The 22,482-nt window shown below is 44.0% G+C and carries 14 protein-coding genes; 11 read left to right on the forward strand and 3 right to left on the reverse strand.

Annotation, left to right across the window (positions count from 1 at the left end; translation table 11 throughout):
• Positions 1-27: 27 nt before the first annotated feature.
• Positions 28-873, forward strand: a complete 846-nt coding sequence (gene pssA, locus CS948_RS01140; protein ID WP_099289911.1) for a CDP-diacylglycerol--serine O-phosphatidyltransferase — start codon at positions 28-30, stop codon at positions 871-873.
• Here the strand turns inward: pssA and CS948_RS01145 are convergent.
• The gene (locus CS948_RS01145) at positions 839-1,543 is read right to left on the reverse strand and encodes a hypothetical protein (protein ID WP_099289912.1); all 705 of its coding nucleotides are present in this window, start codon (positions 1,541-1,543) and stop codon (positions 839-841) included. The two genes, pssA and CS948_RS01145, sit on opposite strands and share 35 nt — an antisense overlap.
• A 128-nt stretch (positions 1,544-1,671) precedes the next feature.
• On the opposite strand from CS948_RS01145, the gene galE reads away from it, so the two are divergent.
• The gene (gene galE, locus CS948_RS01150) at positions 1,672-2,688 is read left to right on the forward strand and encodes a UDP-glucose 4-epimerase GalE (protein WP_099289913.1); all 1,017 of its coding nucleotides are present in this window, start codon (positions 1,672-1,674) and stop codon (positions 2,686-2,688) included.
• Between the two features lie 33 nt (positions 2,689-2,721).
• Here the strand turns inward: galE and glmS are convergent, their stop codons facing one another.
• Both glmS and CS948_RS01160 read right to left on the reverse strand, forming a co-directional pair.
• Positions 2,722-4,560 carry a glutamine--fructose-6-phosphate transaminase (isomerizing) gene (glmS, locus tag CS948_RS01155; RefSeq protein ID WP_099289914.1) on the reverse strand — a complete coding sequence of 613 codons (1,839 nt, stop codon included), beginning with the start codon at positions 4,558-4,560 and terminating at the stop codon, positions 2,722-2,724.
• Positions 4,561-4,634: 74 nt separating this feature from the next.
• A complete protein-coding gene (locus CS948_RS01160) occupies positions 4,635-5,441 on the reverse strand; it encodes a glycogen/starch synthase (protein ID WP_099289915.1) in 807 nt (268 codons plus the stop codon).
• 211 nt (positions 5,442-5,652) lie between these two features.
• Here CS948_RS01160 and CS948_RS01165 point away from each other — a divergent pair, with 211 nt between their 5' ends.
• The 9 genes from CS948_RS01165 (at position 5,653) to CS948_RS01205 (ending at position 22,467) form a co-directional block, all read left to right on the forward strand.
• The gene (locus tag CS948_RS01165) at positions 5,653-6,003 is read left to right on the forward strand and encodes a YraN family protein (protein WP_099290046.1); all 351 of its coding nucleotides are present in this window, start codon (positions 5,653-5,655) and stop codon (positions 6,001-6,003) included.
• Positions 6,004-6,317: 314 nt separating this feature from the next.
• Positions 6,318-6,725, forward strand: coding sequence for an OsmC family protein (locus CS948_RS01170; RefSeq protein ID WP_099289916.1), 408 nt, complete (start codon positions 6,318-6,320; stop codon positions 6,723-6,725).
• Positions 6,725-7,717 carry an NAD-dependent epimerase/dehydratase family protein gene (locus CS948_RS01175; protein WP_099289917.1) on the forward strand — a complete coding sequence of 331 codons (993 nt, stop codon included), beginning with the start codon at positions 6,725-6,727 and terminating at the stop codon, positions 7,715-7,717. The genes CS948_RS01170 and CS948_RS01175 overlap by 1 nt, the downstream gene beginning before the upstream one ends.
• A gap of 530 nt (positions 7,718-8,247) precedes the next feature.
• Entirely contained in the window at positions 8,248-9,450 is a 1,203-nt protein-coding gene (locus tag CS948_RS01180) for a FecR family protein (RefSeq protein WP_176554855.1), read from the forward strand.
• 136 nt (positions 9,451-9,586) lie between these two features.
• The gene (locus tag CS948_RS01185; RefSeq protein ID WP_255301823.1) at positions 9,587-12,259 is read left to right on the forward strand and encodes a zinc-dependent metalloprotease; all 2,673 of its coding nucleotides are present in this window, start codon (positions 9,587-9,589) and stop codon (positions 12,257-12,259) included.
• Between the two features lie 31 nt (positions 12,260-12,290).
• A complete protein-coding gene (locus tag CS948_RS01190; protein WP_099289920.1) occupies positions 12,291-14,855 on the forward strand; it encodes a zinc-dependent metalloprotease in 2,565 nt (854 codons plus the stop codon).
• Between the two features lie 43 nt (positions 14,856-14,898).
• Entirely contained in the window at positions 14,899-17,505 is a 2,607-nt protein-coding gene (locus tag CS948_RS01195) for a zinc-dependent metalloprotease (RefSeq protein ID WP_099289921.1), read from the forward strand.
• Between the two features lie 62 nt (positions 17,506-17,567).
• Positions 17,568-20,966, forward strand: coding sequence for a SusC/RagA family TonB-linked outer membrane protein (locus CS948_RS01200; protein WP_099289922.1), 3,399 nt, complete (start codon positions 17,568-17,570; stop codon positions 20,964-20,966).
• Positions 20,967-21,003: 37 nt separating this feature from the next.
• Positions 21,004-22,467: a RagB/SusD family nutrient uptake outer membrane protein gene (locus tag CS948_RS01205; protein ID WP_099289923.1), complete on the forward strand. Its 1,464-nt coding sequence runs from the start codon at positions 21,004-21,006 to the stop codon at positions 22,465-22,467.
• The last annotated feature ends 15 nt before the right edge of the window (positions 22,468-22,482 follow it).

The raw sequence follows: 22,482 nt of genomic DNA on the forward strand, positions 1-22,482 counted from the left end.
CGTGTTCGAATCATAAAAGTATAGTCCATGAAAAAACATATCCCAAATCTGATCACGTGTCTGAATGTTACTTCCGGAGCGTTGGCTATTTATATGGCGTTTAACGGTAATTTGCTAATCGCTGCATGGCTGGTGATTCTTGCCATGGTGTTTGATTTTTTTGACGGTTTTGCCGCACGCCTTCTACACGTGAAATCGGATATGGGGAAAGAACTCGATTCTTTGGCGGATATGGTGAGTTTCGGTGTGATGCCGGCGGTGATGGCGTATTTCCTGATTCGGGAAACATTTTGTTCTTTTGCTCCGGGAGAGACATATTATTGGGTGGAACGGGTGCTGTCGGCTGTTCCCTTGTTGGTGCCTGCTTTTTCTGCTTATCGTTTGGCTAAATTCAATCTCGATACCCGGCAGACACATTCGTTTATCGGGTTGCCGACTCCCTCGAACGCGTTGTTTTGGGTGATGTTGGTGTTTTGTTTCTATTACCAGCCGGAGTTTTTCAAGACGACGTGGGGTAATCCTTGGCTTTTAGCAGGATGTTCCTTTGTATTAGCATTATTGTTGATTAGTGAGGTACCCATGTTTTCTTTGAAATTGACTAATTTTTCATGGAAAGAGAATAGTCTTTTGTATTGTTTCGTGAGTACTATTATGATTGGTTTTGCCGTGTGGGGAGTGAAAGCGTTGACTTGGATGATACCTGTTTATGTGCTCATATCATGCCATGGTTATAGGAAGAATTATAATTGGATGATATTTTTTGGGATAGTCCTGCTATTACTTTGGGCTATGCGTCAAGAGGCATTGTTTATAATTATTCCGGCTTACCTGATTGTTGTCATTGTGAGATTGACTTCCCGGTCAAATCAATAACGGGATCGTAATCCACGAAATCACAGTCGGGAGAAATCTTTGCCGTTTCCTCCGTTTGAATCAATTTACTTTTCATGGATGCGGGTTGCATATTACTCAAGTTGGCGGCTGTGTCCCCTTGGAATATATCCTGTTGCGAGAGTACCACGATTCCCGCGATCATGGCTGCCGATAGTCCGAATTTGAACAGACGGGTAACTAGGTTTCCGGATTCGGTATTTATGTATTCTCCGTTTGTCTTCTTAACTTTTTTGCCGTTTGCCACGAGGGGCATTGCTTCCATTCCCATGACGTCGGGCAGGAAGTTGTGGTTAGCAGATTCGAAGAGAATATTGAAACGGCGGTCTACACTGAGCGTCCCTATTTTGCCGAAGTCTACTTTTTGCTTTTGGTTCAATCTTACTTTTACCTCTTCGCGGAATAAGGCGAGGCGGCGTTGTGCTTTCTCGTAATCGATTTGTTCCTTGCGGGCGATCCAATTGATCAAAAGTCCGTCATTCTGTTTCAAGTGTTTGTTGAACACGACCTTTTTGGCAGGGGGGATGATCATCCCTGTCTTGTCGTTGATCGTTGCTCCGGTATAGTTGCAGATAAAGCCTCCTAGCCCGGGGACTATCACGCAATCATGCAGATATAACAATTCTTCTATGTGTTCAACGTATTTATTCATACGGCAAAGGTAAGAAAAAACGCAAGGTTGTCAAACTCATTTTAGGCATTTCGGATTATTATTATTTACTTTGTTCTGTCTATTACAGACACACAGATTGTTATAAATTGAGAAAAAATTATTGGTGTATGAAAATTTTTGTGACAGGAGGTACGGGGTATATCGGGTCCCACACGGTGGTGGAACTTCAACAGAGTGGTTATGACGTGATTATAGCCGATAATCTAGTAAATTCAAGTATTGACGTGTTGGACGGGATCGAGAAGATCACGGGTATTCGTCCCGAATTCGAGGAGATTGATCTTACCGATCGGGTGGCAACGAGAGATTTTTTTATTCGCCATTCGGATATCAAGGCGGTGATTCATTTTGCCGCGTTGAAAGCGGTGGGCGAATCCGTGCATAAGCCGTTGGAGTATTATTTCAATAACTTGAATTCATTGATGAACGTGCTCGATGCAATGCGTGAGTTTCAAGTGCCGAATCTGGTATTCTCTTCTTCTTGCACGGTATACGGGCAAGCGGATGTACTTCCCGTGACGGAAAAGACTCCTCGCCACGAGGCCGAATCGCCTTACGGGAACACCAAGGTGATGAGTGAAGATATTATCCGTGACTTGATGAAGGTGGAAACGAAGATGAACGCATTGGCTTTGCGTTATTTCAACCCGATAGGGGCGCACCCGACTGCCTTAATCGGGGAGTTGCCCAATGGCGTGCCGAATAATCTGATTCCTTACCTGACACAGACCGCTATCGGTATCCGGGAGCAATTGAGTGTGTTCGGTGATGATTATAATACACCCGACGGGTCACCTTTACGTGATTATATTGACGTGGTGGATTTGGCAAAAGCTCATGTGGTGGCTATTCGCCGTTTGCTCGAGGGTAAGAATAAGGCGAATTACGAGTTTTTCAATATCGGGACGGGAAAAGGGCTTTCCGTGTTGGAGATCATCCATGCTTTTGAGCGAGCAACCGGGGTAAAGGTGAATTACAAAATCGTGGGACGTCGTGCCGGTGATATCGAGAAGGTGTGGGCTGATACGACTTTAGCGAATAAAGAGTTGGGATGGAAGGCTGCGACACCGATCGAGGACACGATGAGGAACGTGTGGAAATGGCAGCAATCGTTAAAGCAATAAAAAAGGGGTTTTTAAAACCCCTTTTTTATTGCTTTATTCTACAGTTACCGATTTTGCAAGGTTGCGCGGCATATCCACGTTACAGCCTCTCATCACTGCAATGTGATAGGAGATGAGTTGTAATGGAATCACGTTCAGCAGCGGGGAAAGGAATTCCAGTGTTTCGGGAATTTCGATCACGTGTTCCGCTAGTTTTGTGACTTGCGTGTCGTTATCGTTTACCAGAGCGATCACGTGTCCTTTGCGGGACTGTACTTCTTTGATGTTGGAAACGATTTTATCGTAGTAATTGTCGTTCGTGGCAATGGCGAACACGGGCATATTCTCGTCAATCAAGGCGATGGGACCGTGTTTCATCTCCGCTGCCGGGTATCCTTCGGCATGGATGTAGGAAATTTCTTTCAACTTCAACGCTCCTTCGAGAGCCACGGGGAATTGACAACCTCTTCCCAGATAAATGGCATTCGTGGAGTCCTTGTAGATAGCGGAAATTTCTTTGATTATGTTGTCCTTTTCCAGTATAGCTTTGACCTTATCCGGTAGGTTATAGAGTTCGTTGATATATTTTTTATATATATCGTCTGCCAGTGTCCCCTTACGGTGACCTATTTGCAAAGCCATCATGGCAAGTACCGATATTTGGGCGGTGAACGCTTTCGTGGAGGCGACACCGATTTCCGGTCCCGCGTGGGTGTATACCCCGGCATCCGTTTCGCGTGCGATGCTTGAACCGACTACGTTGCAAATGCCTATAACCGTGGCCCCGTGTGTTTTGGCATACTTGATAGCTGCCAATGTGTCGGCTGTTTCTCCACTTTGGGAGATGGCTATCACGATATCGTTTTCATTCACTATCGGGTTGCGATAACGGAATTCCGAAGCGTATTCCACTTCTACCGGGATACGGGTAAATTCTTCCAGCATGTACTCGCCGACTAGTCCGGCATGCCATGACGTTCCGCAACCGATAATGATAATCCGGTGCGCGTTTACCATCTTCGGGATGATTTCAGAGATACCACCAAGGTAAATCTCGGAGGCATCCACGTTCACCCGTCCCCGGATAGTGTCATAGATAGAATTTACTTGTTCGAAAATCTCCTTCAACATGAAGTGCGGGAAACCGCCTTTTTCTATTTTCTCGATGTCGATATCCACGTGTTGGATGCTTAAAGAAACCGGGGTATTCTTGATCGTTTTCAAGATCATCTCGTCTCTTTTCAGGATAGCGACATCATCGTCGTTCAGGTAAATCACGTTTTTCGTGTATTCCACGATAGGCGTGGCGTCAGATGCCACGAAATACTCGCCTTGTCCCACTCCGATTACCAGAGGACTGCCTTTGCGTGCCACCACGAGTTGATCCGCCTCCGCTTTGCACAAAACAACGAGCCCGTAGGCACCGATTACTTTGGTCAGAGCCAGACGAACCGCGTTTTCTGCATTTATCTGACCTTTCAAGTATATGTACTCGATGAGGTTTGCCAATACTTCCGTGTCGGTTTCGCTTTTGAACGCGTATCCTCTTGCCTGTAATTTTTCTTTCAACAGGGAATGATTCTCGATAATACCGTTGTGCACGATAGAGAAAAGACCGTTCATGGAAGTATGCGGGTGAGCGTTCGCGTCATTCGGCTCACCGTGGGTAGCCCAGCGCGTATGCCCCATCCCGATCGTGGCACTCGTGTCTTCGAGTTCCATGTGTTGTTCGAGGTCGAGCACTCTTCCCTTGCATTTGTAAACTCTGATGTCATCGTTGTGAATCAACGCGATCCCGGCAGAATCGTATCCCCGGTATTCCAGGCGTTTCAGACCATTGATTAAGATCGGACAGGCTTCTTTGGGTCCGATGTATCCCACAATACCACACATAATGTTTGTCGTGTTTTATATATTTGTTAATAATAAAACAAGCGGCTAACAACCATTGCCGCTTGTTTCTATGTTTATTCGATTATTTTGTCAAAAAAGTCGGAGTATGCATCGATATAGCATTGCTCCCCGGGGTACTCCAAGGTCGGTTTCTTCAATTCGCTGGCGAAAGTACGAAGTTCGTCATCCACGTCCTTGTGATTAAAGATGATGCCATCCGCGTATTGGAATGCCAATTTGTTGATATTCGTGTGTGTCGGATCTTTTAACAGTGCCAAGTCTTTGCGCGCAACACCTTCCGTTATAGCTTTCTCCTCGAATTTGCTATCCAATTTCCCCTCGAATCTATCGTTGTAAGTGGAGAACACCACTTTTGTTTTGGAGAATACCGGGTCATCATGGTACTCTTTTTTGAGGTAAAGCGGAATCAACGCGGTAAACCATCCCTGACAATAGATCAAGTCCGGCGCCCATCTTAGTTTGCGTACCGTTTCGAAAACACCCCGTGCGAAAAATATCGAACGTTCGTCGTTATCGGGAAAAAATGTTCCGTCTTCATCGGCGATCGTGTGTTTGCGTTGAAAATAATCTTCGTTGTCAATGAAATACACCTGCATTCTAGCAGATTGTATGGATGCAACCTTGATAATCAAAGGATGGTCAGTGTCATTGATAATCAAATTCATCCCGGATAACCGGATGACCTCGTGCAATTGATTGCGTCTTTCATTGATACAGCCGTAACGCGGCATGAACGTTCTGATTTCTTTACCTTTTTCTTGAATCCCCTGAGGTAAATATCTTCCGATATTAGCCATTTCGGAATCAGGAAGATAAGGTACAATCTCTTGAGATATAAATAAAACTCTTTTTTTAGCCATAACTACTACTTTTCCCAAAAACCTTACAAAGATAGGCAATTCCGATTAGAATTCAAAACTTCGAGGTAATAAACCTCTCTCAAAATAAACCACTTGAAATTCTAAAATGACTCCTTTCAAGGATTTTCATGCAAAATATTTTGCTTTTATCTTAGATTTATATAACATTGCGGAACTCTTTTTAGCCTGTAAATTAGGGGAAGACTTGACTATGGCTTGGCATAATGAATTTGGAAAGTTGGGAGAAGATAAGGTGTATCTTTATCTGTTAGATCTGGGATATACTGTTTTGGAACGTAATTGGCGAATCGGACGTCGGGAATTGGATTTCGTGTGTTTGGACGGAGAGATGCTTGTCGTGGTCGAGGTGAAAACCCGGACGAGCGAAGAGGTGGATATTTTCGAGTTGTTGGATTACAAGAAAAAGCAAAGTCTGCAAGCTGCCGGGGCTGCTTATCTCACGAAAAAGAATATACATCGGGAAATACGTTTCGACCTCGTGATTGTCACGGGTTCCAATATGCGTATCAAGTACGTGCGTGAAGCTATTGATTTGTTTTAGAAAGAACCGGGTGGCTTCTGTCGTGTGTGTGGTGTGGTAGGAATATGAATGCCACCCGGCATAAGAAAAGTGTCAATAGGGATACTAGAGGTATATCAAAAATTGTGCTAGAAATCGAGAATCATTGGATAAATCTTGATAATTTAGGGAATTAATTCAAAATTTACAAAACCGAAAGGAAAAGCTGACACCTAGGGTTTGTAAGGGTGACAGCGTCCATGAGGTTGCGGAAATGTTTTTTTCACCGACCTCTTCTCTTGTAAAGCTGTCCGGAAATGATTACTTTTGGAGAGTTAAATCTAAAAAAAGAGAGTATGGCAACAGTAAAAGCAAAATATTTAGGAGGTTTACGCGTGGAATGCACGCATTTACAGAGTGGTACGACGATCATCACGGATGCGCCGACGGATAATAACGGTAAGGGGGAGGCTTTTTCTCCGACCGATTTGTGTTCTACTTCTTTGGCGGCCTGTGCCATGACAATCATGGGAATTTATGCCCAAAATAACGGAATCGACCTGACAGGAACTGACATCGAGATCACCAAGAAGATGGCTGCAGAGCCTCGCCGTATAGCGGAGATTGATGTGATCTTTAATTTCCCGGCGAACGGGTATACCGAGAAAGAGAAAAAGATTCTGGAACGTGTGGCGCATACTTGTCCCGTGCATTTGAGTTTGCATCCCGATGTGAAACAAAACATCGTGTTTAATTGGCAGTAATGGTAACCGGGGCTACCGGGTTATTGGGTAGCCATTTGTTGTGTCATCTGGCTCGTTCGGGCGAGAAAATCATAGCATTAAAAAGAAAAGAGAGTCGTGTCGAGGAGACAATGGCTCTCTTTTCTCGTTATTTCTCATCCCCGGAAGAAGCTGTTTCTCGTGTAACATGGGTAGAGGGTGACGTGTTGGATGGGGAATCCATCTCCCCGTACGGGGAGAAAGTCCACACGGTGTACCACTGCGCGGCGATGGTTTCTTTTAACGGGAGCGACCGGGATACTCTGTTGCAGACGAATATCCGGGGAACAGAGAATATATGTTCCCTTTGCCTACAACATCGCGTGCGGCTCTGTTTCGTGAGTTCTATTGCCGCCTTGGGGGATGCTCCTGACGAGAGTGTCATTATTGACGAGGATACACCCGAAATCCCCGGCTCTGTTCATTCGCTTTATTCGGGTAGTAAGGGAGCGTCCGAGAAGATCGTGTGGGATTACGTGCGGAAAGGGATGGAGGCTGTCATTGTCAACCCGGCGATTATTCTGGGTACCGGACTTCGGGGACGTAGTAGTGCCAAGTTGTTCGAGCAAGCCCGGAAAGGAATGCCTTTTTACACCGATGGGGTGAACGGTTACGTGGATGTGAGGGATGTTTGCGAGGTAATGATTCGTTTGGTAAATATTTCTTCCATCCGGGGAGAACGGTTCGTGCTTTGCGGTGGAAATTATTCTTACAAGGAGTTGTTTGCCGTGATAGCCCGTGCCGCGGGGAAACGACCGCCATATATACGGATGGCGCCTTGGATGACTTCTTTAGCTTGGCGTTTGCTCGCTTTCTTTTCCTTGTTTACAGGAAAGAAATCGGCTTTTACACGTGAAACCGCCCGTTCCTCTCAAAATAAATCCCGTTATTCCAGTGCCAAATTGTTGAAAACGTTACCTGATTTCCGTTTTCATACCTTGGAGGAAACGGCTCGATTCTTTATTCATTTGTGAGAGTTGTTTTTATTCTATAAGTTGAAAGGGAGTGTAGCCGTGGAGAAGCATTAGTTGAACCGGGGTAATAATCTCTCACGGTCGTGTATGCTACATTTCCGCTTTTATGTTGCTATAATCTTTTATATAGTAACATAAGAGTACAAACGGAGGAAACACGAACGTGGGAGATTATTACGGTTACTTTTCTTGGGATTTACCATGGGTGTAGAGCGAGATAAGGGGGGATAGAGTTATTCCTATGGTTATTCTCGGGTTATCCTACCGTAATCCTACCTCAACTTCGATATAACACGGAATCATTCTCGTTACATGACCGACGGCACTGGGTGGTGTTCGGGCGGGTATTCGATATAGCTCCGAGGGTGAGATAGGATTACGGTAGGATAACCTTGGGTTCATGGTAGGATTGTATATTCATTGAAAATGAACCTTTTGCCGCTAAGAACGTATTTTTTGAAAAAAAATATGACTTACATTACCCCCTTTTGGTAGATTTAAGTGTATTAGGAGTATAAAATCACACTATGATGAGTAAAGTAACTGACAAGTCGTTTAAAATATCATTTTCTATCGCCCGTGTAATCAGCGGGGAAGCCACTGTCGCGGAGCGAAGAACGGTAGATGAATGGCTTGTGGTTTCGGAGGAGAACAAGCGGTTGTTTGAACGATTGCAGGATGAGAAAGAATTAGTACGTAAGATTGAATTGTATCGGACGATTGATAAACGTATGGCTTTTAAGGAGTTTTTGCGAGAAAAGGAGAGAATGGAAAAAGTTCGCCGACAACGCCGGATAAACAGAATTTTCCGGTATGCAGCCATATTGCTTATTCCTTTGTTGGTTGGGGGTATATATATGCTGCAACAGAGCTTTTCCGGTGATGAGGTTATGCAGGTGGCATCGGCTATTGCCCACGGGGACAAGAGAGCCGTGTTGCGTTTGTCGGATGGTAGCGCGATAGAGTTGGGAAAAGACAACGTGGTATTAAGTGAGCGGAATGGTACGATGATATCCAACCGGAATAGCGGGGAATTGGTGTATCAAGGTACGACCGGGGGAGAGGATGCAAAAGTCATTTATAATACATTGGAAATTCCGGCTAACGGGGAGTTTTTCATGCAGTTGGCGGATGGTTCCAAGGTATGGTTAGGGGCTTGCTCCAAGCTTAAATATCCGGTGGCGTTTAACGGAAAAACGAGAGAGATTTATCTGGAAGGAGAAGCATTCTTCGAGGTGGCGAAGAATCCGGATAAACCGTTTATCGTGAAAACTAAAGGTTTTGGGGTGAGGGCATTAGGAACCTCGTTTAACGTGATGAGTTACATGGATGAAACTTTCGCCCATACCACGTTGAAGACCGGAAAGGTGGAGGTGACAACACGGGAGCAGGAAAAGGTGGTTCTAACCCCGGGACAACAGGCGTATTACTCGGAACATGGAGTAAACGTGAGAGAGGTGGACGTGGAGGTTTATATAGCATGGATGGGGAATACGTTCAAGTTTGACAAAGAGAATATTGATGTGATCCTGCGAAAGATAGCTCGTTGGTATAATGTACATATATTTTATATGAACGAGAATTTGAAGAACTATCATTTTAAAGGAACACTTCCCAAGTACACGGATATACATGATGTGCTTGAATTATTGGAACAGACAACAAATATAAAATTTGAGATAAAGGGAAATACTGTAATAGTGATGCAAGATTTGACAAGATCGAATCACTAGTGTGCCAAAGGTATTTTTCCAGCTTGTCAGGTGTGAGTTTATAAGATTTGCAAAAGTATTGTTATGTGCATCGGGTAAATAATTTGCTCGTTGTGAGGATATTGTATGTATTATTTTAAAATTAATGATGATTATTATGAGACGAACTTTTTTGTTTTTTGTTACTTGTCTTGTTGTGCTTTCCGCGGCAGAACCGCTTAGCGCCGGAACGAGGAAGAAGAAAAAGGTAGAGGAGAAAAAGGTAACCCCTTACGAGAAACTGTTCCAAGGCAAGAAGGTGGAAACAGTGAAAGGGATGGTTACATTGCACAAGATGGACGGGAAGGTCTATTTTGAATTTCCATTAAACTTGATGGGGCGGGATATGTTGTTGGGTTCCACCGTTTCGGAGATTAGTGATAACGGGAATGTATTGGTGGGACAGAAGGTGAAACAACCCTTACATATAAAGTTTACACTTCGCGATAGTACGGTGGAATTGAGGGAAGTGACCAATAGAGCTCGTCGTCAAATATTCACGGATTACGAGGAAGAAGGTGTTCTTGCTGCCTTGGCACAGGGAGTGGGATGTCCGGTGATGCAGGGATTTAAAGTGAAAGCGTATAACGCGGATAGTACTGCCGTTGTGTTTGAGATGACTGATTTTCTGGTGAGCGACAACAAGCGGCTTGATCCTTTTGATCCGAACGGGAAGAAGACTATGTACGGGGCATGCGCCCGTCGGGCTTCTTTTAAAAAGAACCTGTCGTATGTCGATCAGTTGAAATCGTTCGAGGACAATATGTCGATTACCTCTTGTCTGAGTTACACGCAGGATTTGTTGTACATGGGAATCGTGATGATTGCTTATCAAGAACCCGTGCGGATAAAAGTGAACCGTTCTTTTGTTCTTTTGCCGGAAGAACCTGTTATGCATGCCCGTATGGCGGATCCCCGGATTGGTTATTTCACTTCATCCAAAGAGAAATTGACTCGGTACGCGGATGAGGTGCAGATTCTGACTTACGCCAATAAATGGGATATTCGTCCGAAAGACGTGGAGGCGTATAAAAGAGGGGAGTTGGTGGAACCGGTGAAACAGATCGTGTTCTACGTGGATGACAAATTCCCGGAAGCATGGAAGAAACCGGTAAAAGAGGGCGTGTTGGAATGGAACAAAGCGTTCGAGAAGATCGGTTTTAAAAACGTGATGGTGGCGAAAGATTTCCCGAAAGATGATCCTGAGTTTGATCCTGCCAACTTAAAATATAACTGTGTTTATTATGCGCCTATCGGTATCGCCAATGCTATGGGCCCCTCTTGGGTAGATCCCCGGAATAGTGAGATTATTCAAGCTTCGGTGTTCATTTATCATGATGTGATCCAGTTGGTGAATGATATGCGTTTCGTGCAGACTTCGCAAGTGGATCCCCGTGTACGCACGACAAAATTACCGGAAGATGTGTTGGAAGAGAGTATGCGTTATATTGTGGCGCACGAGGTTGGGCACTGCCTCGGTTTGATGCACAATATGGCTTCGTCGGCTTCAATCCCGGTAGAGAAATATCGTGATAAAGAGTTTATGGAGAAATACGGGACGACGCCTTCCATTATGGACTATGCCCGTTTTAATTATATTGCTCAGCCCGAAGACAAAGGGGTGAAATTAACTCCGCCTCGTTTGGGTGTATATGATTTCTACGCAATAGACTGGGGATATCGTTTCTTCCCGGATGCCAAGAGTACGGAAGAGGAAGTTCCTCACTTGAACAAAATTATCGAGGATAAGATTGGTGACCCGATGTATCGTTACGGGAAACAACAAATTTATTACGGGGTATTTGACCCGACTTCCTTGACGGAAGATTTGGGTGACGATGCAGTGAAAGCCGGGGAATACGGTATCAAGAACTTAAAATATATCATGAGTCATTTGAACGAGTGGCTGGATGGACAGGATGCGGATTATAGTTATCGATTCCATATTTATCAGGCAATAGCTTCTCAATATATGCGTTATTTGTATAACGTGAATATGAATATCGGGGGATTCTATATCAATGAGCATATGGTCGGTGATCCTTACGCCACGTCTGCCATTGTCCCGAAAGAGATGCAGAAACGTTCGGCACAGTTCCTGTTTGAACAATTGAAAGACATGGATTGGATTGATAACATCGACGTGGTGAAGAATTTGCCGCTGGACGGATCGACAGCCCGGTTGATGCTGAAAAATCTAGCCGGTTCGCTATTGAACACGAAACGTTTGTCGCTGGCAGTTTATCGGGATAAAGATGCTTATTCGCCGGAAGAATATCTGACGGATTTATACGAGAGTATCTGGGCTTCCGCGATAAAGGGAACGAATCCCACGGAATGTGAGCGTATCCTGCAAACCGAAGTGTTGAAGAATTTAATTAAAGGGGCAGATCCTCTCACTCCCAGAGGTGAAGTGGATGAATTGCTTGCGGCCGAGATGAATCGGGATGTACATGCTTTGTCACCTCGTGCGGATTTACCCGTGTATCAACAAATGGAATTGTTTGATCATTTGAGAGATATGCCGGTTGTTTCAGGTAATTTCCAAGGCGATATGTTGGATTACTATCATTCATTGAATCAGATGAATGAATTGAACGAGCGTGCCGGGTTTGACTATATTTATTATGTATTCAACACGTCGACGAATAACAATAACTATTTGTATTATCAATTATTGACAAAAGTGAAAGCCGTGATGGAAAAAAGGAAAAACAGTGGCTCGTATGAAACTCGTGCGCACTATACTTATTTGCTTTCTATCGTGGAGGATTTTATGAAGTCAAAATAAATAGGGTGATTAATACTTTAAGTGTTTGAAGATGAGAATAAAAATATACAGGTTATTCATCTGCATCATGGGACTCTTGTTTCTTGTGACCGGAGAGGTTGCCGCGAAAGGGAAAAAGAAACAAGAGGTGAAGGCGGATGCACCTGCTCCCCAGAAGCGTTCCGTGAAGTACGATCGCCTCTTCCGGGGGAAGAAGGTGGAAACTAAAAAGGGATTGCTGACGATTCATAAGATCGGGGCGAAGTTATACTTCGAGTTGCCCATGAATCTTTTGAACCGGGAGTTCCTGCTCGGAACGACGGTGAGCGAGATCAGTAATAACGGGAACGTGTTGGTCGGGCAGAAAGCATCGGAGCCGTTGCATGTGAAATTCAATATTATTGACAGCACGCTGTATATGCAGGAGGTGACGAATGGCACTCGTCCCAACGTGTATGCTGACGAGGTCGGAATGCAACAGGCTGTGGCTAAAAGTACAATTATCCCGTTGATGCAAGCCTTTAAAATTGCCGCTTATAATCGGGACACTACCACGGTGGTTTTCGATGTGACTGAAATGTTTTTGGGTGATAACAAGCGAATGGATCCTTTCGACCCGTATGGAAAGACTGCGGCATTCGGTTTGTTGACGAGAAAAGCGACATTGAATAAGTCGTTGTCATACTTGGACTCTTTTAAAGCATTCGAAGATAATATCTCGATTTGTTCGGTGTTGACTTATCACGAGGTACTTACCCGTAAGAACACGGGGTATCGGCATGCTGAACAGGTAACCATGAAGGTGAATCGTTCCATGATTTTGTTACCGGAAAAGGAGGATATGATGCGTTGGCGGTTGGCGGATCCCAGAGTTGGGTATTTTGTTTCATCTCGTGTACATATGGGGATGGATGTAGACCGGAGTACTCGAACTTATTTTATGCATCGTTGGAATCTGGAACCTTCGGACATGGAGAAATTCAAGCGGGGAGAACTTGTAGAACCGGTGAAACCGATCGTGTTTTACGTGGATAATACTTTCCCCGCTTCATGGAAGAATGCTATCCATGAAGGCATACGGACATGGAACAAGGCATTCGAGCGTATCGGTTTTAAGAATGCCGTTCAATCGAAGGATTTCCCGAGAGATGATGCGGAATTTGACCCGGATAACCTGAAATACTCTTGCGTGCGTTATGCACCGATTGGGGTTGAAAATGCCATGGGACCTTCTTGGGTAGACCCTCGCACGGGGGAGATTATGAACGCTTCGGTATTTGTATATCATGATATCGTGAAATTGGTGAACGAGATGCGTTTCGTGCAGACGGCACAACTGGACGAGCGTGTACGTACCCCTAAATTGTCAGATGAAGTGATGCACGAGAGCCTGCGTTATATTATTGCTCACGAGGTCGGGCATTGTCTTGGATTGATGCATAATATGGCAGCTTCGGCAGCCTTTCCCGCTGATTCGTTGAGGAGTGCGGCATTTACCCGGAAATACGGGACTACGCCTTCTATCATGGATTATGCCCGTTATAATTATATTGCGCAACCGGGAGATAAAGGAGTCGGTTTGACTCCGCCGGATTTGGGTGTGTATGATTATTACGCTATTGAAGTGGGATATCGTCCGGTACCGGAGGCGAAGAACGCGGAGGAAGAACTTCGTGTGGTACAATCTTGGATTGCGGCTAAATCCGGAGATCCGATGTATCGTTACGGCAAGCAGCAGGTGTACGACGAATATGACCCGAGCGCGTTGACCGAAGATTTAAGCGACGATGCCGTGAAAGCCGGGACTTACGGTATCAAGAATTTGCAATATATCTTGAAAAACATGAATGGTTGGTTGGATGCGGAAGACCGGGATTATACCTACCGGATAGATATGTACCGGGGAATTGCCAATCAGTTCGCCGGATACTTGAAAAATGCTTTGTTGAATGTCGGGGGATATTATTTGAACGAGAGTTTTGTCGGGGACGGGCGTATCGCTTTCAGCGTGTTGCCCAAGGAGAAGCAGAAACGTGCCGCGATATTCGTGATGGAGCAATTGCGCACGTTGGATTGGATTGATGCCCCGGAAGTGACTAAAAACCTGACAGTAGGAACGCCGAAGTCAGAAATTCTGGTGAAAAAGTTTGCCAAGGAACTGGTGAACACGAAACGGGTATCCTTGGGCTACTACCGGGACCCGAAGAGTTATTCTCCGAAAGAATATCTTGATGATATATACGCGCACGTGTGGGCATCGACAATAAAGGGCAGGAATCTCACGAAGGCTGAACGTACTTTACAGTATGAGGTCGTGTGTGCTATATTGAAACGGATACAGATTCCGAATCATCGGTTAGGAGATGGCAAGAAGAGAAGGCAGACTCAAGTGGAAACGCTGGCGAAAGAGATAAATCCCGTGTTGCCGGTACAAGGATTCGGTTTCCAATATTACGTGACGAACCTGTCTAATGATAATCAGGCGCATTTATGGCATGGGCTGTTGATTCGGGTACAGAAATTAATGGAGTCCCGACTGAACGGCGGTTCACGGGAAACCCGGAGTCATTACGGCTTCCTTTTGGAAAAGATTGAGGATGTGCGTAACTGGAAATGAGCGAGATATTAATTGATAAATAAGAAAATAAAAATATAAACAGATGAAAAGAAGTTTTGTTTTATTCACGGTTCTCCTTGTACTGGTGGCTTTCACGGATATTCACGCTGCCGGTAGAAAGGATAAAAAGAAAAAGGACACGGAGAAGGTGGAGAAATTGAGCAAGTACGACAAACTTTTTAAAGGTAAGAAGGTCGATACCAAGAAAGGTTTTATGACGTTACATTTGGTGAACGGTAAAATCTATTTCGAGTTGCCGGTTTCTTTGTTGGGCAGAGAGTTCTTGTTGGGCTCGAAGATCGTGGAGACTTCCGACATGGGGAGCGGTACCGTGGGATTGATGGGAACCCGCCCGAAACATTTTGCTTTCTCGTTGCAGGACAGTACCCTGATGATGTGTGAAATCAGTCGTAATGGTCAACTTCCTTTATATTCGGATTCGAGTGAAGAGGGGGTGCAGGAGGCTATCCGTATGAATAGTATTCATCCGCTTATCAATTCATTCCCCGTGTTGGCGTATAATGCCGATAGTACGGCTATCGTGTTTGATATGACGGATTTCCTTGTGGGGCATGATGAGGATATGACTCCTTTCAGTAGCGGGAAACGTACGCAGGAGTACGGTCGTGCCGGGATAGCCCCTGAATTTAAAAAGGATTTGTCATACGTGGTGAGCACAAAGGCTTTCGAGGATAACGTGTCTGTTGTTTCCTGTCTGGGATATTGGTTTGATTTGGTTATGGGCGGACAATATGTGATTTCGAAGAGCGAACCCTTAACGGCTAAAGTGAATCGTACCTTCATGCTGTTGCCGGAGCATCCGACAATGCGTCCCCGTTTGGCAGACCCGAGGGTAGGTATCTCAACTTCTGCTTGTGAGAATATGACAACCAAGGTCGATCGTTCCGTTGAAAGACATTACATGGAGCGTTGGGATATTCAACCCGCGGATGTGGAAGCCTATCGACAAGGGAAATTGACAGAACCGGTGAAACCGATTGTGTTCTATCTGGATCCTAATTTCCCTAAAGCGTGGCGTGCGCATGTGGCGCAAGGTGTTTTGGATTGGAATAAGGCTTTCGAGGCTATCGGTTTCAAAAATGCCATTCAAGTAAAAGATTACCCGACAAATGAGCCCGAGTTCGATCCGGATAATATGAAATATAACACGATTCGCTACGTGCCGACGGGTGTGGTGACGATGATGAAAGACGCCGCTTGGGTAGATCCTCGCAATGGCGAGATTCGTAACGCTTCTCTATTCTTGTTTCATGACTTGTTGAAATGGAATAACATTCAACGTTTCGTGCAGACTTCGCAAGTTGACGAGGGTGCCCGTCACTTGAAATTGTCGGATGAGTTGCAGGGTGAATCTATTCGGGCAGCCGTGCGTCACGAGATTGGACACACGTTGGGATTGATTAATAATATGGCAGGTTCGGCTGCTATCCCGACGGATTCTTTGCGTTCGGCTTCCTATACCCAAAAGTACGGGATTACGGCTTCCGTGATGGATAATATCGGCTTTAATTACGTGGCTCAACCGGAGGATAAAGGGGTAGCTTTAGTACCTCAACTGGGGACGTATGACTATTATGTTATAAAAGTGGCATACCAACCTGTATTTGGCGTGAATACGCCGGAAGAGGAGAATAAGGTGGTTGCCGGGTGGATTGCCGAGAAAGCCGGCGATCCGATGTATCGTTTCGCTCCCGAACAATATCTGTTGACGACCTTCGACCCCAGTGGATTATCGTACGATTTGGGTGACGATGCCATTAAAGCCAGTGCATATGGGCTCAAGAACTTGAAATATATCATGGAGCACATGAACGAATGGATGGATAAGGAAGACCGGGATTATAATTACCGGAATGACATGTATCGCTTTATCGTGGCACAGGTAAAGGGATATTTGTTCAACGTGTACCGAAATATCGGTTCTTTCTACTTGAATGAACCGTTCGTGGGTGATCCGAATCCGACACTTACAGTCGTGCCGAAAGAGGTGCAACGGGCTTCTTTGAAATTCGTGATCGAGCAGTTGAAAGATTTAAGGTGGTTGGATCAGGAAGAGGTAATCAAAAATCTAAGTTTTAACGGTTCTCAAGCGATGAAAATTTTGAAATCTTATGTCGTGAAGGAAAAAAACGTGATTACCGATTTATATCAGACCAAACGCATATCTTTGACTTATCATCGTGATCCTAACTCATATAGTCCGAAAGAGTATATCGAGGATTTATATGAACTTGTATTCGAACCCACGAAACGGGGAAGGGCGTTGACGGATGAGGAGCGAGTGATGCAAGCGGAATTCATTTCAAACGTGCGTAATGATGTCGATATTAACGGTCGGGTAAGATGGTTCGGGCAATATTATGCAACAGAGGCAGATGTAAACGCCGGTTTGGATGAAGAATTAGAAGAAGAATCCGCGCAAGAACCGGAACATCAAGCTTTCGGACATCGTTGGGTGGTGGAAAACATTGCGGCGGATAACCAGAAACATTTGTGGTACTCCGTGTACGATAAGATAAAAGAGTTGCTTAAAAAGCAACGCTATACGGGTGATGCCCGGACACGAGCTCATTATGATTATTTGTTATTCCTGATGACTCGTTCGTGGAAGGACATGCCTAAGATCTAAATATGTAGTCCGGGTGCCCGGACTACTTGAGTCAGAATTATTACTAACAAAATCCGTAGGATATGAATTTCAGATTTGAGAAAAAAATGAGAGAAAATTTTTTACACTCGGGTATTCTGAAGGGAGTCTTGTTACTCTGCTTCATGTGCGTACTCAAGGTAACTCCTGCCGCGGCGCAGAAGTTATCGTTGACCTTCCAGAATGCAACCATGGAACAGGTGCTGGAGGAGTTGAAAAGTAAAACATCTTATGATGTGCTGTACAATTTTGAAGAAATCGCCAAGATTCCTTCCGTGACGAAAGTATTTAAAGACGCTTCCGTGGAGGAGATTCTGCAGTATTGTTTGAAAAACACGAACTATACTTACAACATCGTGAACAACATCATCGTGATTAAGTTGAAAGAAGCGAATGACAAAAAGGACGTGAAAGTAAAAGAACGCACCGTTCGGGGAGTCGTGATGGATGAGCGGGGCGAACCGCTACCCGGTGCGACAGTCATGCTCAAGGGAACGAAGATGGGGGTCGCAACCGATGCGAACGGAGCATTTAAAGTCACTTTTGTCCCGATGGACAGTACCGTTTTTGTTGTTTCCTTTGTCGGTATGGTCACGAAAGAAGTGGTGGTCAGCAATGATACCAAGAATGATGATAAACCTTTATCTATCCGTTTGGCGGAAGAAAAAATGGAGATGGAAGAGGTGGTGATCACGGGATATGGTAACATCAATAAGAAAAGTTTCACGGGAAACTCGATTAAGGTCGATCGAGAAGAATTGTTGAAAGTATCCAAAAATAATGTTTTAGCGGCTTTACAGACATTCGATCCGTCTTTTCGTATACAGGAAAACACGGAGTGGGGGTCTGACCCGAATGCCGTGCCGGAGTTGTATATTCGTGGTCGTTCCGGTATTGGGGTGAAGGAATTGGATGCTGACGCTTTGTCAAAGTCTAATTTGAAAAATAACCCGAACTTGCCGCTTTTCATCATGGACGGATTCGAGATATCGGTAACCAAATTGTATGATATGGATATTAACCGAATCGAGAATATCACCTTGTTGAAAGATGCTGCTGCGACAGCCATGTATGGTTCCCGTGCGGCAAATGGTGTGGTTGTCATCACAACTGTAGCTCCGACACCCGGAAAGCTTTCCGTTTCATACAGTATGACCGGAACGGTAACTATGCCGGATTTGTCGGATTATAATTTGATGAATGCCAAGGAAAAATTGGCAACAGAATTAGCTGCCGGAATTTATCAGAGTGATAAACCGATGGAACAATATATATTGGATAGTGAATATAACAAGAAATTGGATAATGTGGCACGTGGGGTGGATACCTATTGGTTATCGAAACCATTGCACACGGCGTTTAATCATAAGCACAGTTTATATGTAGACGGGGGAACGAATGATATTCGGTTTGGTGTGGATTTGGGATACAATAATGAAGACGGTGTAATGAAAGACTCCTACCGAGATCGTATCAGCATGGGGTTGTATTTGGATTACCGTATTAAATCTTTTCAAGTGAAGAACTATATCTCTTATGGGGTAACGCGTTCTGCTGATTCTCCTTATGGGACTTTTTCCGATTATACGACCAAATTACCGTATGATGAATACAAAAATGCGGATGGAACTTATAAACGAGCTTTGGAATCGTGGCACATGTCTACCGACCAAACCAATCCGCTGTATGAAGCCGGGTTGAAGAGTTTCAATCGTACAGAATACCATGAACTGATAAATAACTTGAGTGCAAATTGGTATATTAATGATTATTTGCAGGTTAAAGGTCAGTTTACTGTAACAAAAACAAACAATAAAACCCGCAATTTTATAGATCCGTTATCTAAAAAGAATACGGATGAATTGGATGTTTCCAATGCTGTTGCGGGAGAATTGACTGTATCTACTTCCGAGAGCTTGGGATGGGATATGAATGTCGTATTAGCCTATAACCGCTCGATCGAGAAGCATAATATGAATTTCTCTTTGGGTATCAATGCAACTTCGAGTTCGGCTGAAAGTGTGTCAACTCAATATCGCGGATTTCCGTCCGGAGATTTTAGTTCTCCCAGTTATGCGCAGGATGTGTACGAGAAGCCGTCAAATGGCGATGACAAGAGTCGTTTATTCGGTTTCTTGGGAATGTTGAATTATAGCTATAATAATATTTATTTATTGGATGCTTCGTTACGTGTAGACGGTTCTTCAAAATTCGGAACGGACAATAAAACCGGATTATTCTGGTCATTGGGTGCGGGTATCGCTCTGCACAATTATGATTTTATAAAAAATATCGGTTTTATTGATGAGTTAAAACTACGCGGGACTTATGGGGCGACAGGAAAAGTGAATTTTGAGCCTTATGCGGCGAAAACCGTGTATAACATTGACGGATTGGAGTGGTATGAAACCGGGATGGGAGCATCCATGGTTGCCATGGGAAATAAAAATTTGGGTTGGGAAACTACCTATACGACAGATTTAGGAGTGGATATAGGTTTTCTTGACAGATTGTTTTACGTGACAGCTTCTTGGTATAACAAGAAAACGGTGGATTTGGTGAATGATGTAACCATACCGAGTTCTACCGGTTTCACCACGTACAAGGATAACGTGGGCGAAATGCAGAATCGCGGGTTCGAGGTCAGCGTACGTAGCAATATTTTTAGAAGTCGGGATATTAACTTTTCTATTTTTGCAAATTTGGCTCACAATGAGAATAAGATATTGAAAATCTCCAGTACTTTAAGAGATTATAATGCCCGAGTTGATGCGATGTACGAGGAATTAGGCAAATACAAAACCGAGGCAACCAAACCGTTTAAAAAATTCGAGGAAGGGGCTTCGACCACGGCTATTTCGGTTGTGAAATCGCACGGAATAGATCCGGCAACCGGTAATGAGATTCTGGAAAAAAGAGACGGGACATTGACCACGGTATGGGATTCTGCCGACCAGATTAGTTATGGTGACACGGAACCGGATATACAAGGGTCTTTTGGTTTTAATTTCAGGTATAAGCAATTGTCGTTATACGCTACTTTTATGTATGAGTATGGAGGTCAACGTTACAATCAGACTTTAGTAAATAAAGTGGAGAATGCCGATGTGTACAATGATAACGTGGATAAACGAGTGTTGTCCCAGAGATGGAAACAACCGGGTGATAATGCTAAATTCAAAAAATTGGAAAGTGGAAAAAACTCTATCGTGATGACACGTGCTTCTACTCGGTTTGTTGAAGATTATAATTTATTGACGTTGAATTCTGTTACCCTAGGTTATGATTTTCCGCAGAGGTGGTTGAAAAAAGCGGGTTTAAGTATGGTACGTTTCGAGTTGGGCGCTAATGATTTGGCTCGTTTCTGTACCGTGAAGCAAGAGCGTGGATTGAGTTATCCATATGCGCGAACGATGAATTTTTCATTGAAAGCTACTTTTTAAATGATTCTTTTGAGGTAGAAGAAGAAAAAACAGAAATATGAGAAAGATTAATATACTATACGTGATTATACCTTTATTGCTCAGTGCCTGCGGCAATTGGCTGGATGTGAAACCGAGCAATGAAGTGGATGAGGAAGACCTCTTTAATTCAGGCAGTGGTTATAGAACAGCCTTGAATGGTATATATAAAGATATGTCATCCAGTGAATTGTGGGGACGGGAATTAACGTGGGGATTTGCGGATGTACTTGCTCAATATTATTATAAGGGGAATTTGGGAAATAATTCTATACCTTACAATCGGGCAGTACAATATTTGTATGATGACAAAAATTTGGAGCCGCTGATTCAGAATATCTGGTCTAAAGGGTACAATGTGATTGCCAATTGTAATAACTTGATTCAGAATATTAGTCTGGAAGATACGGTAAAGTTTCAGGAAAAACGTATCGAACGGGATATGATTCATGGGGAAGCCATTGCTTGCCGCGGATTTATGCATTTTGAATTGTTACGTTATTTTGCACCTTCTCTAAAAGAGGCGGGGAGTGATTTGTATATGCCTTATTTCGATAAATTTCCTTCTTTAATGGAATCATATTTGTCTGTTCCGGATATGATTAAGAAGATAGAAGCGGATTTGCTGAAAGCTCGTGAAATACTGGCTACCACTGATTTATTGGAAGGCATGGTTTATTTATTGCGGACAGACCTCCGCTACGAGGGTGGTGCCAGTTCGGGTAACGCACCTTCGGATATATTCTTTAATTATCGGGGATTCCGCATGAATTACACGGCAGTGACGGCTGCTTTGGCTCGTTTATATTTTTATGCCGATCGTTTGGAAGAGGCTGCGGATATGGCGACGGAAGTGATCGATTTTGTAGATGAGAATAATAATAATGTATTCACGTTTACCGATAAGTCGAATTTCTCCGTGAATACGAAAATGTATAATGATTTGATTTTTGCGCTTTCCCAACGTAAATTGACCGAGAATTTCGAGAAGTATGACGAAACGGAAGATAGTGAATGTCATTTAGGTATGGATTATGATGATTGGGAGGAGATTGCCGGAGAAGATGCTGGGGATAGAAGAGTGTCTCAAGACGGAGGATTGGTACGTGTTTTTTACGACGAGTATTACGTGTTGACCCGTAAATATTACAATGCATCAGAAATGAATGATGTAAACAAACGTATTATTCCAGTTATTCGTTTGAGTGAGATGTATTACATCCGGGGAGAGTATTATGCGAGCCTCGGGCAATATGATCAGGCGGTATTGGAATTGGAAAACGTAAGAGGGGCAAGGGGGTGTACTACCGGACGTATCAGTGCATCAGACTTGGAGGAATTTCATGATTTGATATTGGAAGACGCGAAAAAAGAATTTTGGGGTGAAGGTCAGCTTTTCCAATTCTATAAGAAATATAACGTGAAGCCGACTTCAAAGGCAAACTTCGTGTTGCCGTTACCGGAAAATGAATCAGCGCTTTAATGAATTAAAATTTAG

The sequence above is a fragment of the Butyricimonas sp. Marseille-P3923 genome, assembly GCF_900184685.1.
In the GTDB taxonomy this organism is placed as follows: Bacteria; Bacteroidota; Bacteroidia; order Bacteroidales; family Marinifilaceae; genus Butyricimonas; species Butyricimonas muris.

Bases quoted from the DNA above. Each gene is read 5' to 3' on its own strand.
- pssA (WP_099289911.1), top strand. From the start codon at position 28: ATGAAAAAACATATCCCAAATCTGATCACGTGTCTGAATGTTACTTCC.
- CS948_RS01145 (WP_099289912.1), bottom strand. From the start codon at position 1,543: ATGAATAAATACGTTGAACACATAGAAGAATTGTTATATCTGCATGAT.
- galE (WP_099289913.1), top strand. From the start codon at position 1,672: ATGAAAATTTTTGTGACAGGAGGTACGGGGTATATCGGGTCCCACACG.
- glmS (WP_099289914.1), bottom strand. From the start codon at position 4,560: ATGTGTGGTATTGTGGGATACATCGGACCCAAAGAAGCCTGTCCGATC.
- CS948_RS01160 (WP_099289915.1), bottom strand. From the start codon at position 5,441: ATGGCTAAAAAAAGAGTTTTATTTATATCTCAAGAGATTGTACCTTAT.
- CS948_RS01165 (WP_099290046.1), top strand. From the start codon at position 5,653: ATGGCTTGGCATAATGAATTTGGAAAGTTGGGAGAAGATAAGGTGTAT.
- CS948_RS01170 (WP_099289916.1), top strand. From the start codon at position 6,318: ATGGCAACAGTAAAAGCAAAATATTTAGGAGGTTTACGCGTGGAATGC.
- CS948_RS01175 (WP_099289917.1), top strand. From the start codon at position 6,725: ATGGTAACCGGGGCTACCGGGTTATTGGGTAGCCATTTGTTGTGTCAT.
- CS948_RS01180 (WP_176554855.1), top strand. From the start codon at position 8,248: ATGAGTAAAGTAACTGACAAGTCGTTTAAAATATCATTTTCTATCGCC.
- CS948_RS01185 (WP_255301823.1), top strand. From the start codon at position 9,587: ATGAGACGAACTTTTTTGTTTTTTGTTACTTGTCTTGTTGTGCTTTCC.
- CS948_RS01190 (WP_099289920.1), top strand. From the start codon at position 12,291: ATGAGAATAAAAATATACAGGTTATTCATCTGCATCATGGGACTCTTG.
- CS948_RS01195 (WP_099289921.1), top strand. From the start codon at position 14,899: ATGAAAAGAAGTTTTGTTTTATTCACGGTTCTCCTTGTACTGGTGGCT.
- CS948_RS01200 (WP_099289922.1), top strand. From the start codon at position 17,568: ATGAATTTCAGATTTGAGAAAAAAATGAGAGAAAATTTTTTACACTCG.
- CS948_RS01205 (WP_099289923.1), top strand. From the start codon at position 21,004: ATGAGAAAGATTAATATACTATACGTGATTATACCTTTATTGCTCAGT.